General features: G+C 71.3%; 14 protein-coding genes. 7 read left to right on the top strand and 7 right to left on the bottom strand.

The window, feature by feature from the left end; genetic code table 11:
- The first annotated feature begins 82 nt into the window (after positions 1-82).
- Complete coding sequence (locus ACFWXQ_RS12695; RefSeq protein WP_383942100.1) at positions 83-859, top strand: helix-turn-helix domain-containing protein; 777 nt, start codon at positions 83-85, stop codon at positions 857-859.
- 27 nt (positions 860-886) lie between these two features.
- Here the strand turns inward: ACFWXQ_RS12695 and ACFWXQ_RS12690 are convergent, their stop codons facing one another.
- Complete coding sequence (locus tag ACFWXQ_RS12690) at positions 887-2,056, bottom strand: methyltransferase (RefSeq protein ID WP_383942103.1); 1,170 nt, start codon at positions 2,054-2,056, stop codon at positions 887-889.
- Positions 2,057-2,130: 74 nt separating this feature from the next.
- Between ACFWXQ_RS12690 and ACFWXQ_RS12685 the strand changes: the two genes are divergently transcribed.
- On the top strand, positions 2,131-2,781 hold the full coding sequence (locus ACFWXQ_RS12685) for an alpha-ketoglutarate-dependent dioxygenase AlkB family protein (protein ID WP_383942106.1): 651 nt from the start codon (positions 2,131-2,133) through the stop codon (positions 2,779-2,781).
- 84 nt (positions 2,782-2,865) lie between these two features.
- On the top strand, positions 2,866-4,107 hold the full coding sequence (locus ACFWXQ_RS12680; RefSeq protein WP_307528437.1) for an ROK family protein: 1,242 nt from the start codon (positions 2,866-2,868) through the stop codon (positions 4,105-4,107).
- Positions 4,108-4,184: 77 nt separating this feature from the next.
- On the opposite strand, the gene ACFWXQ_RS12675 is transcribed toward ACFWXQ_RS12680, so the two are convergent.
- From ACFWXQ_RS12675 to ACFWXQ_RS12665, 3 genes are all read right to left on the bottom strand, one after another.
- A complete protein-coding gene (locus tag ACFWXQ_RS12675; RefSeq protein ID WP_383942109.1) occupies positions 4,185-5,081 on the bottom strand; it encodes a phosphotriesterase in 897 nt (298 codons plus the stop codon).
- 65 nt (positions 5,082-5,146) lie between these two features.
- Complete coding sequence (locus tag ACFWXQ_RS12670) at positions 5,147-5,731, bottom strand: DUF4865 family protein (protein WP_383942112.1); 585 nt, start codon at positions 5,729-5,731, stop codon at positions 5,147-5,149.
- A 41-nt stretch (positions 5,732-5,772) separates the two neighbouring features.
- A complete protein-coding gene (locus ACFWXQ_RS12665) occupies positions 5,773-6,351 on the bottom strand; it encodes a TetR/AcrR family transcriptional regulator (protein ID WP_383942115.1) in 579 nt (192 codons plus the stop codon).
- Positions 6,352-6,531: 180 nt separating this feature from the next.
- Here ACFWXQ_RS12665 and ACFWXQ_RS12660 point away from each other — a divergent pair, with 180 nt between their 5' ends.
- The 3 genes from ACFWXQ_RS12660 to ACFWXQ_RS12650 are packed head-to-tail and all read left to right on the top strand — an operon-like array spanning position 6,532 to position 10,254.
- Entirely contained in the window at positions 6,532-6,879 is a 348-nt protein-coding gene (locus tag ACFWXQ_RS12660; protein ID WP_383942117.1) for an SHOCT domain-containing protein, read from the top strand.
- Positions 6,876-7,655, top strand: a complete 780-nt coding sequence (locus ACFWXQ_RS12655) for an ABC transporter ATP-binding protein (RefSeq protein ID WP_383380713.1) — start codon at positions 6,876-6,878, stop codon at positions 7,653-7,655. Before ACFWXQ_RS12660 ends, ACFWXQ_RS12655 begins: the two co-directional genes overlap by 4 nt.
- 37 nt (positions 7,656-7,692) lie before the next feature.
- Complete coding sequence (locus ACFWXQ_RS12650) at positions 7,693-10,254, top strand: ABC transporter permease (protein ID WP_383942120.1); 2,562 nt, start codon at positions 7,693-7,695, stop codon at positions 10,252-10,254.
- Between the two features lie 146 nt (positions 10,255-10,400).
- On the opposite strand, the gene ACFWXQ_RS12645 is transcribed toward ACFWXQ_RS12650, so the two are convergent.
- Together ACFWXQ_RS12645 and ACFWXQ_RS12640 are read right to left on the bottom strand one after the other, a co-directional pair.
- Entirely contained in the window at positions 10,401-10,934 is a 534-nt protein-coding gene (locus ACFWXQ_RS12645; protein ID WP_383942123.1) for an ATP-binding protein, read from the bottom strand.
- Positions 10,935-11,161: 227 nt separating this feature from the next.
- The gene (locus ACFWXQ_RS12640; protein ID WP_383942125.1) at positions 11,162-11,485 is read right to left on the bottom strand and encodes a hypothetical protein; all 324 of its coding nucleotides are present in this window, start codon (positions 11,483-11,485) and stop codon (positions 11,162-11,164) included.
- Positions 11,486-11,902: 417 nt separating this feature from the next.
- On the opposite strand from ACFWXQ_RS12640, the gene ACFWXQ_RS12635 reads away from it, so the two are divergent.
- The gene (locus ACFWXQ_RS12635; protein WP_384078965.1) at positions 11,903-13,000 is read left to right on the top strand and encodes a PLP-dependent cysteine synthase family protein; all 1,098 of its coding nucleotides are present in this window, start codon (positions 11,903-11,905) and stop codon (positions 12,998-13,000) included.
- Positions 13,001-13,069: 69 nt separating this feature from the next.
- Here ACFWXQ_RS12635 and ACFWXQ_RS12630 read toward each other — a convergent pair whose 3' ends face one another.
- Positions 13,070-13,552: an SRPBCC family protein gene (locus ACFWXQ_RS12630; protein ID WP_383942128.1), complete on the bottom strand. Its 483-nt coding sequence runs from the start codon at positions 13,550-13,552 to the stop codon at positions 13,070-13,072.
- Between the last annotated feature and the right edge of the window lie 74 nt (positions 13,553-13,626).

The raw sequence follows: 13,626 nt of genomic DNA, 5'->3' as shown, positions 1-13,626 counted from the left end.
GGGATTCGTCATGCTCCGAACGTACGGAGCGGCGCCCGTCCGCCGCGTTGGCCCGTTTCGCCACCGCTGGTAGTTTTTCACCATGCGGGAGACGGAGATCCACCTCGGGGAGCCGCCCGTCGTCGCCAACGCGGGCGTCGGCGTGCACGGCGTCGCGAGCCGTACGGACGTCTTCCGGCTGCCGGAACTGTGGCAACTGCATCTGTACCAGTACGAGGCCGAGCTGACCGTCGACGGCACGGCACACGTCATCCGTCCCGGCCGAGTCAGCCTCGTACCGCCCGGCACGACGGTCCGCTACCGCTACCGGGGCCGCTCGGAACACCTGTACGCGCATCTGCGCATCGCTCCCGCAGGGGCGCCGCACACCGTGCCCGTGATGCAGGACGCCGGACCCGAACTCCCCATGCTGACCGGGCTGTTGCTCCAGGCGGTCGCCTCCGCACCGGGCGAGCCCGAGCGCACCAGGGCGGAGATCTGGACCGCTCTGTGGCGCATCGCCCATCTCGCCCCTGCGGCCGAGCGGCCTGGGCCGCACCCCGCCGTCACCGCCGCGATCGCCTTTGTCGAGGCGAACCTGGCCGCCCCGCTCACCGTGCCCGCCGTGGCCCATGCCGCCGGGGTCTCGCACAACCACCTGACCCGGCTCTTCCGCGCCACCACGGGCGGCACCGTCGTCGCGTACATCCGGCGCCGCAGGCTCGACCGCGCCCACCACCTGCTGCGAGCGTCGACCCTGTCGATCCCGGCGGTCGCCGCGTCGGTCGGCATCCCCGACCTGCAGGCCTTCAACAAGGCGTGCCGCCGCGAACTGGGAGCGTCCCCGCGAGCCCTGCGCGGCGAGACGAGCGCCGCCTGAGCCCCACCGGACGTCTGTGAACGGCCGTCAGGACTCCGCGGACTCCTTGACGGCCTTCAGAACCACGAACTTCGCGTCGCTCGCGACCAGTTGGCTGTTGCCGAAGAGACGCCGCAGCTTCACGTGGTAGCCGAGATGACGGTTGCCGACCACCCACAGCTCGCCGCCCGGCCGCAGCGCCCGGCGTGCCCCGGTGAACATCCGCCAGGCGGTGGCGTCGGATGTCGCCTGGTGCGAGTGGAAGGGCGGATTGTTCAGCACGAGGTCGACGCTCGCGTCCGGAACGCCCTCCAGCCCGTCGCCGACCCGGAACTCCGCCTTGCCGTACTCCACCGTGTCGTCGGTGTTCGCCCAGTAGGTCGCCTCCGCCGAGGTCACCGCCTGGTACGACTCGTCCAGGAACAGCGTCTCGGCCCGGGGGCGCGCCAGCGCCATCGCCGTACCGACGACTCCGTTGCCGCAGCCCAGGTCCACCACACGCTCTGCCCCGCCCTCGTACGGCAGGTGCTGGAGGAAGAACCTGGTGCCGATGTCGAGACGCTCGGCGCAGAAGACGCCCGCGTGGTTGACGACCGTACGGCCGGAGGCGGGACCGATCCCCTCGGGCAGCGTGTAGCTGTGCGGCCACGGGTTGGCCGGTCTGGTGATCCCCGGATTCGGCGTGCAGAAGATGAGCCGGGCCTTCTTCTCCGCCAGCGAGGTCCGGGTGGGGCCGATGATCCGCTCGAACAGCTTCAGCGTGGAGGTGTGGATCTCCTTGACCATGCCGGTGCCGATGACGACCGTCCCCTCGTGCACGGCGGGCGCCAGGCGCAGCAGCTGGTCCTCCAGGAGTGCGAGGCTCTTCGGTACCCGCACCAGCAGCACGTCGACGCGCTCGACGGGCGGGTCCTGGGTGGTGAGGAGGCGTACGGAGTCCTGGTCCGAGCCGTTGCGCGCCAGGTTGGCGCGGGTTGCCTCCCGGGTGAGGAACGAGTCGGTGATCTGCACCGGCCGGTGCGCTTGAAGTGCCGTCGTGAGGGCGCCCCACCGGTCGCCGACCACGACCACCGTGCCGTCGAGTGCCTGGTCGCCGTCCGCGAGATGCTTCAGCAGATACTCGTCGGAGGCGTCCCACGCACGGAGCTGGTCACGGGAGTCCTCGGGGAAGCGGGCCAGCTGCAGCTCGGCCGAGGGGGTCGTCATACGGTCGGTCATTGGGTCCAGGCTATCCGAGGCGCAGCTCAGGGGGTTTCCGGCGTCCATCAGGGGCGTGCGCGAGGATGGGAGCCATGGACGCCGAGCTGTTTCCCCGGGCCCGTACGGAGATCGCGCCGGGCGCCGTGCACCTGCCGGACTGGCTGACCGCCGAGCGCCAGAGCGAGCTCCTCGACGCCTGCCGCGACTGGGCACGCCCGCCCGCGGGGCTGCGCACGGTCCGCACACCGGGCGGCGGCACGATGACGTCCCGGCAGGTCTGCCTCGGCTGGCACTGGTACCCGTACGGGTATGCGCGCACGGTCGTCGACGGGGACGGGGCGCCGGTGAAGGAGTTCCCCGAGTGGCTGGGGGAGCTGGGCCGCCGCGCGGTCGTCGACGCACTCGGCCAGGAGGCGGCCACGCCGGAGGCGTACGACATCGCCCTCATCAACTTCTACGACGCCGACGCCCGCATGGGCATGCGCCGCGACAGCGACGAGAAGTCCGACGCTCCGGTGGTGTCGCTGAGCCTCGGCGACACCTGCGTCTTCCGCTTCGGCAACACCGAGTCGCGGACCCGCCCCTACACCGACGTGGAACTGCGCAGCGGCGACCTGTTCGTGTTCGGCGGCGACGCCCGGCTCGCGTATCACGGCGTGCCGCGTGTACACGCGGGCACGGCACCGCCCGAGTTGGGCCTGACCGGCCGCCTGAACGTCACGCTGCGGGTGAGCGGCCTCTAGGCCGGTGGGTTCATCCGGCTCGTCCGGTTCGTCCGGGTCGTTGCCCTGGCCACGGGACGACCGGATCATGGGAGACTCGCCCTCATGAGCGGCAATGCGGCCCCCAGAGCGGCGGGAGAAGGAAGCACCAGGACACGCCTGGACCGGGGGCGGGGTGCGCTCGGGCCCGCCCTGGAGCTCGTGCACACCGGACGCGCGCCCACGCGGGCCGTACTCACCGCAGAACTCGGCGTCACACGAGCGACGGCGGGCGCGGTCGCCGCGGAACTCGAAGCACTCGGACTGATCCACGTCGACGCGCGCCCCGGCGCGGCCGCCGGCTCGCAGGGCCGCCCCTCGCACCGGCTCGAACTCGCCGAGGACGGCCCCGTGGCCCTCGCCGCCCAGGTACACGCCGACGGCTTCCGCGCCGCCCTGGTCGGCCTCGGAGGCCGCCTCGTCGCAACCGCCCCCGGCTGCGAGACCGTCGACGCCGACCCGGCCAAGGTGCTCGGCTCCGTCGTCGAGGCGGGCGCCGAACTGCTCCGGGAGACGGGACGCCGCTGCGTGGGCGCGGGCCTCGCCGTACCGTCGGCCGTCGCCGAACCCGAGGGCACCGCCCTCAACCCCCTCCACCTGGCCTGGCCCGCGGGCGCGCCCGTACGGGAGATCTTCGCGGAGCGCGTCCGCGCGGCCGGGATCACCGGACCGGCGTTCGCGGCCAACGACGTCAACCTCGCCGCACTCGCCGAGCACCGGCACGGCGCGGGCCGCGGGTCCCGCGACCTGCTGTGTGTGGCGACCGGACACCGGGGAGTCGGCGGCGCGCTCGTCCTCGACGGGCGTCTGCACATGGGCAGTTCGGGGCTGGCGCTGGAAGTCGGACACCTCACCGTCAATCCGGAGGGGCGCCCGTGCCACTGCGGCAGCCGGGGCTGCCTGGACGTCGAGGCGGACCCCCTGGCGTTCCTGACGGCGGCGGGCCGCGACCCCGGCCCCGAGGTGTCGCTGCTCCAGCAGTCCAACGACCTGATCCGCAACCAGTACGCCGACCCGACCGTACGCACGGCCGTCGAGGCCCTCATCGACCGGCTCGGCCTGGGTCTCGCGGGCCTGGTCAACATCCTCAACCCGGACCGCATCATCCTCGGCGGACTGCACCGCACCCTCCTCGACGCGGACCCCGAGCGGCTGCGCGCAGTGGTGGCCGACCGGAGCCTGTGGGGCCAGAGCGGCGGCGTCCCGATCCTCGCCTGCACACTGGACCACAACAGCCTGGTCGGAGCGGCCGAGTTGGCGTGGCAGCCGGTCCTCGACGACCCGATCGCGGCGCTGGCCCAGGTCTGAACCCTTCGCGGGCGCGGGGAACTGCGCGATCAGCCACAGCCGGTCCGCACCCGAAGAACCCACTCACAGCGCAGCCCTCACCACTCGACAGCGAAGGCCCGTCCGGGGTTGACGGTCAGTACGCGCTCCACCAACGCGGCCCCCAGCGCGAGTTCGAGCCGAGGGCGAACCCGACGCAGCAGATACGGCATCCCGGAGCCACCGTCGACCGACCGGGCCCCGGCCGTCGTCGTGTCCCCGCCGAGCAGCAGCTGATCCCCGAACCCGGCCTCGGCAAGGGCCCGTACGGCATCCGGCATCCGCGAGTCCGTCGCGTGGTTCGCCCGTGACGGTCCGTCAAAAGCCAGATAGGCACCGGCCTCCGCGACCTGCCGATGCACCACCGGGTCGGGCGAACGATTGAGGTGCCCGAGGATCACCCGGTTCGGCGGCACCCCCAACTCCCCACACAGCAGGTCGAGTACGTCGAGCGCGCCCGTACCGAGCCCCAGGTGCACGGCGATGGGCGCCCCCGTCGCGTGATACGCCTCGGCCGCCGCGCTCATCGTCCAGTGGGCGTGCGAGTCGAGGGCGTGGAAGCCGCCGGCGACCTTGATGAACCCCGCCCGGACTCCTGACGTGGCCAGGCCCTCCGTCAGTTCGGCGACGAAGAGGTCCGCGAGTCCGTCCCGGAGGCGGTCGATCAACTCGGGGGCGTAGTGGGCGGCTTGGTGCAGTCCGGTGGCGGCCACGATGTGGACCCCGGTGGCACGGGCAAGCAGCGGCAGATCGGCGGCCCGTCGCCCCAGCCCGTACGGCGTCCACTGCACGACGCTTCCGCCGCCCGCCTCACGGAACGCCACCAGCTCGGCCGTCGCCGCGGACGCGTCACGCAACTCCTGACCGGGGAGTCGCGGGCTGCTGAGGAAGAGATGGTCGTGCGCGTCGCACACTCCCAACTCCGTTGGGGAGACGTCCCCGAGGACCGTCCGCACGGTACCGACCGCACGGACCGGACGCGCCCCGGCTGTCGCCCCGGCTGTCGCCCCGGGCGTCGCGTTCACCACTGACGCCCCCGCCGGAGCCGGTCACGCTCCGGCGCCGAGAGATGCAGCACCCGGTAGACCTCACCGGCAGCCTTGGGCGAGTCATGGGCCCAGAGCGAGAAGTGCACGACCTCCCAGTGATGCGGATCGACGGCGACAGCGGCACCGACGACCCCGTCCAGCGCGGCCAGCCGCCCGGTCACCCGCATCGCCTCCTCCGTCACCTCGGCAAGCGGTACTCCCTCCGGAATGCTCACGCGCCGACGCACCGCGATCTCGGGCGTGGCACCGGCGGCGCTCCCGTCCTCGTACGCGAGACCCGTCCAGTGCTGCACCACAGGGCGCCCGAAGTCGTTCACGAGGCCCTGGAATCCGGGCCCCCAGAGGAAGGAGTTCATGCCTTCGGGCGTGTGCCACAGATAGAACGGCGCGTACTGGTTGACCTGCGAGCCGTCCACTCCGCGTTCGCGCAGCAGGTAGGCCTTGAGGCCGAGTCCGTCCCAGTCGTCGAGCAGGTGTCCGACGCGGGCCACGCGGCCGCGGATGATGTCCATGTCATAGTCGGCGGGCAGGGATATCTCGTACTGCATGGCGTGCATCGATGCCTCCAACGGCTCCAACAGGTTCTGAGCGGTGGTGCCTAACCAGCCAGACTGGCAGGGGAGTTGAGGGCGAGCAGCGACAGCAGCCCGCGAACTCCCGCGTCGAAGGCGGCGGTCGAGCCGGACGCCCGGGCCAGGACGTACCCGCCCTGGACCGTGGCGACGATCGTCGCGGCGATCTCCTCGCCGTCCAGCGAGGGCGCGAACTCGCCCCGCTCCTGACCCTCCTCGACGAGCCCGGCCAGCCGCTCGCGCAGCCAGTCCAGCGTCTCGTCGAGGGGCGCACGCAGCTCGACGTCCGCGATGACGTCCGGGTCCATGGTCAGCCGCCCGATCGGGCAGCCGCGCAGCACATCGCGCTCGCGACGCAGATACGCCTCGACACGCTCGTACGGAGAACCAGGGCCGCCGAGTACTCCCTCGGCGGTAGCGCGCATCTCCTCCGCCGTGCGGCGGATCGCGGCGAGCGCCAGATCGGGCTTGCCCGCGAAGTGGTGGTACATGCTGCCCTGCCCCGCTCCGGCCTGCTGCTGGATCGCCTTCGGGCTCGTGCCCACGTACCCCCGCTCCCACAACAGCTCGCGCGTGGCCTCGATCAATCGCTCCGGAGTGCTCATAAAATCACTGTACATACTAGTAGGTACAGAATCGAGAGGGCAGTCGAGGGAGCAGCGGAGCGCCCCGTTCCTACTCCCGCGGAGGTACGCGCGGTGCCGCTGGCCGTACGACGACCCGGACCCCCACCCGGCGCGAGTCTCGAAGCATCACCGGAACACCCACCGAGGAGATGACTTCAGATGCAGACCCTGGCGCACTGGGACGGCGGGCCCGGCCCGTGGATCCTTCTCTTCCCGCTGATCTGGGCGGCCGTCGTGATCGGCGTCGTGACCGTCCTCCGCCGTACCGTGTGGCGCGGCCGTCGTGGCCCGTGGCGCGGCATGGACCGCACCGCGACGGACGTCCGTCCGGCCGGCGACTCGCCGATCGCGATGCTCGGCCGGCGCTTCGCCTCCGGCGAGATCGACGAGGACGAGTACTGGCGTCGGCTCTCCGTCCTGGACGAGCAGTTCGGACGCACTGAATTCGGCCGGACGGACTTCGGCGGTACCGGCTTCGGTCGTACGGGCAAGGGCGGTGCGGCATGAGCACCGCGACCGCCACGAAGGCCACGCGGACCGCGGCACGTGTCGCCGACGCCGTGAAGGTGTACGGCAGCGGCGACACCGCCGTCCGGGCCCTGGACGGGGTGAGCGTCACCTTTCGGGCCGGACGCTTCACCGCGATCATGGGGCCCTCGGGCTCAGGCAAGTCCACCCTGATGCACTGCGCGGCCGGTCTGGACACCCTCACCTCGGGCGCCGCGTTCATCGGCGACACCGAACTGAGCAGCCTCGACGACCGCCGCCTCACCCTGCTGCGGCGCGACCGCATCGGTTTCGTCTTCCAGGCGTTCAACCTGGTCCCGACGCTGACCGTCGCGGAGAACATCACGCTGCCCAGGGACCTCGCGGGCGGCCGCGGCGACGCCTCGTCGCAGGAGTGGATCGACGCGCTCGTCGACGTGGTCGGCCTGCGCGACCGGCTGCACCACCGGCCCTCCGAGCTCTCCGGCGGCCAGCAGCAACGCGTCGCCGTGGCAAGGGCGTTCGCCGGCCAACCCGACGTCGTCTTCGCCGACGAGCCCACCGGCAACCTCGACTCGCGCTCGGGCGAGGAGGTCCTGAACCTCCTCGGCCGGGCCGTGCGCCAGATGGACCGCACGGTCGTCATGGTCACCCACGACCCGGTCGCCGCCGCACACGCCGACGAGGTCGTCTTCCTCGCCGACGGCCGCCTCGTCGACCGGATGGAAGCCCCCACGGCCGACAAGGTCCTGGACCGCATGAAGGCCTTCGACAGCAAGGGAGCGCCGCCGGCATGAACGCCTTCGACAGCAACCGGAAGGGAGCGCGGTCGTCGTGAACGCCTCCGTGCGCATCAGCGTCTCGTCCCTGCGCGCCCACAAGCGCCGCTTCGCCGGTACGTTCCTGGCGGTGCTCCTCGGCGTCGCCTTCCTGGCCGGCACCCTCGTCATGGGCGACACCCTGCGAGCCAGCTTCGACACGATGTTCGGCAACGCCACGAGTGGCACCGACGCCGTCGTCCGCAGCGCCGGCACCATCACCACGCCGGGCGAGAGCCAGGGCGTAAGGCAGCCCGTCGACACCGACCTGGTGACGGCCGTCGAGAAGGCCCCGGGTGTCGCGGCCGCCGAGCCCGACATCCAGGGTGCAGGACAGCTCGTCGGCGCGAACGGCAAGCCCATCGGCGGCCAGGGCCCGCCCACCCTCGCGGGCAACTGGATCAACGACCCGAAGCTCAACTCCTACCAACTGGCCGAAGGCCGCGCCCCGTCGAAGTCCGGCGAGGTCGTCGTCAACCGGGGCGCCGCCGAGAAGGGCGACCTGAGGATCGGCGACACGACGACCCTGCGGACGCCCGACCCCGTCAAGGTGACCATCGTCGGCCTCGCGACCTTCGGCGGCGAGGACGGCATGGCCCAGGTGACCTACACCGGCATGACACGGTCCGACGCCGAGAAGTACCTGACCGCGAAGCCCGGCGAGGCCGCGAGCATCCTGGTGCGGGCCGGCCCCGGCACCGGTCAGCAGGAACTCGTCGACGCCCTGACTCCCGTACTGCCCAAGGGAGTCGAGGCGATCACCGGCCAGGAGCTGGCCGCGGAGAACACCGACATGATCTCCGGCCAGTTCTTGTCGCTCTTCACCACCTTCCTGCTGGTGTTCTCCGGTGTGGCGCTGCTGGTCGCGACCTTCTCCATCCACAACACCTTCGCGATCGTCGTCGCCCAACGCACCCGCGAGAACGCCCTGTTGCGCGCTCTCGGTGCCTCACGCCGACAGGTCACCGCGTCGACCCTGGTCGAGGCGAGTGTCGTCGCCGTGGTCGCGTCCGCCGCAGGACTCGCGGGCGGCATCGGCATCGCGGCCGGGCTCCAGGCGTTGTTCCCGGCCATCGGATTCCCGTTCCCCGAGGGCGACTTGGTCATCAGCGGGCTGTCCATGATCCTGCCGCTCGCGGTCGGCATCGTGGTCTGCCTCGGCTCGGCCCTGCTGCCCGCCGTACGCGCCGGGCGCACCGCACCGCTGGCAGCCCTGCGGGAGACGGCCGTCGACCAGTCAGGCGCGTCCCGCACCCGTGCCGTCGTGGGCTCCGCTCTCGCTGCACTGGCAGTCGCCGTCACACTGACCGGCGTCATCGTCAGCCCGTCCCTGTGGCTCGCCGGCAGCGGTGCGATCCTGGCGCTCGCCGCCTTCGTGGTCCTCGGCCCGGTCGCGTCGACCACCGCTGTACGCGTCCTCGGCAGCCCGCTCGACAAGCTGCGCGGCGTCACCGGCGGCCTGGCCAGGCGCAACGCCCTGCGCAGCCCCAAGCGGACGGCCGCCACCGCCAGCGCGCTGATGATCGGCGTCGCCGTCGTGTCGCTGTTCACGGTCTTCGGCGCCTCGCTGAAGGCGACCATGGACCAGACGGTGTCCCGGTCCTTCGCGGGCGATGTCGCGGTGAGCACACCGTCGTTCGGCGCGGGCGGCAGTGGACTCAGCCCGCGGCTCGCCCCCGCGATCGCCGAGCGGCCCGAGGTCGACACGGCGGTCGGACTCGGCCGCGGTGTTGCCGAAGTCGACGGCGAGGGACGGGCGTTGACCGTCACCGACCCGGTCGCGCTGGAGCGCACCTTCGACCTCGGCGACGTACAGGGCTCAATGCGGAACCTCGGCGACGACGGCATAGCCATCACCGAGAACGAGGCCGACAAGCTGGGCCTCAGGACCGGTGACACCGCCCAACTGGCCTTCACCGACGGCAAGAAGCAGACCTTCACGGTCCGCGCGGTCTACGGCCAGTCCGAGCTCGCGGGCGAATACGTCATCACCCGCGACGCCTGGGCCCCGCACCGCACCCAGGACTCCGACACGCTCGTCGCCGTCACCTTCAAGGACGGCGTGAGCGCGGCCGACGGCAAGGCGGCGGTCGAGAAGGTCGCGACGGCGTACGGCAATCCGGAGGTGCAGACCCGCGACGAGTACGCGCAGTCCTCGGCCGGCGGCATCGACATGATGCTCACCCTGGTCTACGCGCTCCTCGCGCTCGCGGTGCTCATCGCACTGCTCGGCATCGCCAACACACTGACCCTCGCGGTCCACGAACGCACCCGCGAACTCGGCCTGTTGAGGGCCGTCGGGCAGACCAGGGCGCAGCTGCGCGCCATGGTCCGCTGGGAGTCGGTACTGGTCGCCGCGTTCGGCACGGTGGGCGGCCTCGCACTCGGCGGGTTCCTCGGCTGGGTGCTCGTCAAGGCGTCCGACGGAGCGTCCGACAGCGCCTTCGCCTTCGCGATGCCGCCGTTCCAGCTCACCGTGGTGGCCCTCGTGGGGGTCGCGGCCGGAGCCCTCGCGGGCCTGCGCCCGGCCCGGCGGGCGGCACGCCTGGACGTACTGCGCGCCATCGCCACCGAGTAGCCGGGCAAGCGCCCCGTCCCCGGCGAGCAGCCGGGCGGGCGTGCCACCCCCGCCGAGTGGACGGACGGGTACGCACCCGCCACCGAGTGGACCGAACAGTGGGCCTTCGCCACCGAAGGGAGGAGGAGGCCCCGGTCACCGCCCGGTCAGCCGGCAACGGCCGACCGGGCGGGAGCGTGTCCGGTCCTGAGCGTGCCGGCGGCGTGCTCCACCTCCGCGAAACTGCGCGCGGGCGACTCGGCGGCCGCGCCGTACGGCGGGCAGGCCGGCAGACCCGCCGTGGCGGAGGAGGCCGGAAGGGTGAACCACACGACCTTGCCCGACTCGCCGTCCGGCCGCACACCCCAGCTCTCGCTGAACGCGGCGACCATCGCGAGACCACGTCCGCAGGTCGCGGAGCAGTCGGCTTCCCGCACCTCGGGAAGGCGCGGGTCGTTGTCGTGCACCGAGACCGTGAGCCGGTCGAGCAGCAGCTCGATCTCCACGGTGCACAGCTTGTCGGGTACGGCGTGCCGGTGGACGTTGGTCAACAGCTCTGTCACACCGAGCGCCGCCCGGTCTATCAAGGGATCCAGATGCCAGTAGCGCAATTGCGCAGATACGATTCTGCGGACCTGGCCGATCCGCGACGGCAGGGCTTGGAGCTCCACCGTGCAATGCCTGCTTGGCTGGCTGATCACGGCTGCGACTCCCCGAATTGAGGTCCGGAAGAAGACGGAGTACGGATCCAGCGGGCGGCCTGAGTGCAAACGACCGCCCGCGGTTGGTGCCCGGCGGGCTGGTTCGCAGCGTTATCGCCGGTAAACCCAGAGTGACGTGAGAACAGCGTGACGCAGGAGGTGCGGTCTCGCAACTCGCGGTGCCCCTGGCGATGTCCCCGCCAACCGGACCGACAACGTGAGGGCTTTCAGCGCCCGCGCCCCGCCGCCCTGCGCACGGCCTCGATGAACCGGCTGGCAGCCGGTGGGCCCGGTTCCCCCGGAGCCGGATCGTGATCTCCCAGTGTCAGCAGATAGCGCGTGCCGTTGACATCCGCCAAGGCCCGGTCGTCATGGGCGAACCAGGGCTTGGACGCCCGGACCGCCTGCACCGGCGCGCTGTCGATCTCGCTGCCGTAACTGGTGAGCAACTCCAGCCTGCCGTCGCTGATCCGGACCTGTCCGGCCCGGGTGAGCGAACGCAGCCTCTTTCCGATCCGCACGCCCGTGGCTGTGAACTCCGGCTCCGCCATGTGCCCCGCCCCCTTGTGCGCTTCGGCCTCTGTGTCTGGGTCTTGCCACGTCTGCTTCTGTCCGGCCGCACCTGCTCCGGTCCGGCCACGCCGCGACCCGGGTGGATCCCGCTCCAGTGTGCGTCCCCGCCCGGACCGGCGTCCCATGCGGTGCAGTCTGCCCGCCTTCGGTGTCGAGCACCAGTGCGCATGACGACGTCACGGGTGCTCTCCGGCGCACTCGCGCGAATGCGCCCCCCACCGCCCGAAGCGGGCTGCGCCAGGGGTTCCTTTGAGGTGCCCAAAGGTATGTTTATGCAGGTGAGAAGCGTGCGGAAGGTGCATATGATCGAGGTGTCCGACCGCGTGAACCGGCGTCGGCACAACCGAAGGAGCCCCGCCGTGACCACCCCACAGCAGGCCCGCACCCATGAGCCGATGGCCACACTCGATGTCGATCACAGCGACGCGGAGTACCGGCACTGGCTCAAAGAAGCCGTACGGAAGGTCCAGGCCGACGCGAACAGATCGGCCGACACCCACCTCCTGCGCTTCCCGCTGCCCGAGGAATGGGGCGTCGACCTCTACCTCAAGGACGAGTCCACGCACCCCACCGGCAGCCTCAAGCACCGCCTGGCCCGCTCGCTGTTCCTGTACGGCCTGTGCAACGGCTGGATCCGCCGCGACCGCCCCGTCATCGAGGCGTCCAGCGGCTCCACCGCCGTCTCCGAGGCGTACTTCGCGAAGCTCATCGGGGTGCCCTTCATCGCCGTCATGCCCCGCACGACCAGCCCCGAGAAGTGCCGCCTGATCGAATTCCACGGCGGCCAGTGCCACTTCGTGGACGACCCGCGGACGATGTACGCGGAGTCGGCGGCCCTCGCGGCCGAGACCGGCGGGCACTACATGGACCAGTTCACCTACGCGGAGCGGGCCACCGACTGGCGCGGCAACAACAACATCGCCGAATCGATCCACCGCCAGCTGCAGTTGGAGCGCTATCCCGAACCGGCCTGGATCGTCGCCACGGCCGGCACGGGTGGTACGTCGGCGACCATCGCCCGGTACGTGCACTACATGCAGCACAACACCCGTATCTGTGTGGCCGATCCGGAGAACTCCTGTTTCTTCGAGGGCTGGACCACGGGCGACGCGGACGTCACCACCGACTGCGGGTCGCGCATCGAGGGCATCGGCCGGCCGCGGATGGAACCGAGCTTCGTGCCGGGGGCCATCGACCGGATGATGAAGGTGCCGGACGCGGCGAGCGTGGCCGCCGTGCGGGCACTGGAGGCGGCCATCGGGCGCAAGGCGGGGGGCTCGACCGGTACGGGGTTGTGGAGCGCGCTGAAGATCGTGGCGGAGATGGTGGCCGCGGGGCGTACCGGGAGCGTGGTCACGTTGTTGTGCGACCCCGGGGATCGGTATCTGGACAAGTACTACTCGGACGAGTGGGTGGCCGGTCAGGGGCTGGACATCGAGCCGTACGCGGGGGCGATCGAGTCTTTGTTGGCCACGGGGGTCTGGCCGGATTGAGGGGTTCGCTGCGCGTGCAACTGCGTCTGCGGGTGCGTCGTGGCTGGTCGCGCAGTTCCCCGCGCCCCTTCAGGGCGCGTGCGTTGAACTCAGTTTCCTGTCCAGCTTCGTCACCGCGTCGCGGAATGCCCTGCCCAGGCCCGCTCGGCCCAGTTTTATCGCGAAGCGGAACGGGGCTGTTCCGTCGGCGGCCCAGGTCCACTGGACTCTCGTACCCGTGCCGTCCCGGGTGAGGCGCCACTCCTCCACGAGGGCGCGGGCACCGGGAGCGTTCGTCACGTCGACGCGGTACGTGTAGACCTCGGAGGGCTCGGCCGCGAGGATCGTCTCCTCGAAGCGTGTCCCGCCCTTCAGCCGGACCTGCCGCCCGGCCCCGTCGTCGGTCGGGCGGGCCGCTGTCACCGCCGAGAACCACTCGGACCAGCCGGCCACGTCCTCGGCCAGCGCGCGATAGACGGTCTCGGGTGACGAGGCGATCTCTCTCGCGAAGACCAGGCGCAGGGGAGCGGTCTCGACGAAGTCGAGCCCCACCGGACGCAGTCGGTGTGCCATGTACGGACCCCCTCGCGGGAACAACTCGCGGGAACAGACGGGGAACGAATCCGAACGCAGCCCCACAACGAGGC

Source organism: Streptomyces sp. NPDC058697 (genome assembly GCF_042715345.1).
In the GTDB taxonomy this organism is placed as follows: domain Bacteria; phylum Actinomycetota; class Actinomycetes; order Streptomycetales; family Streptomycetaceae; genus Streptomyces; species Streptomyces liliifuscus.
Note: the sequence above shows the minus strand (reverse complement) of the source record. Positions and strands in the feature narration are given on the sequence as shown.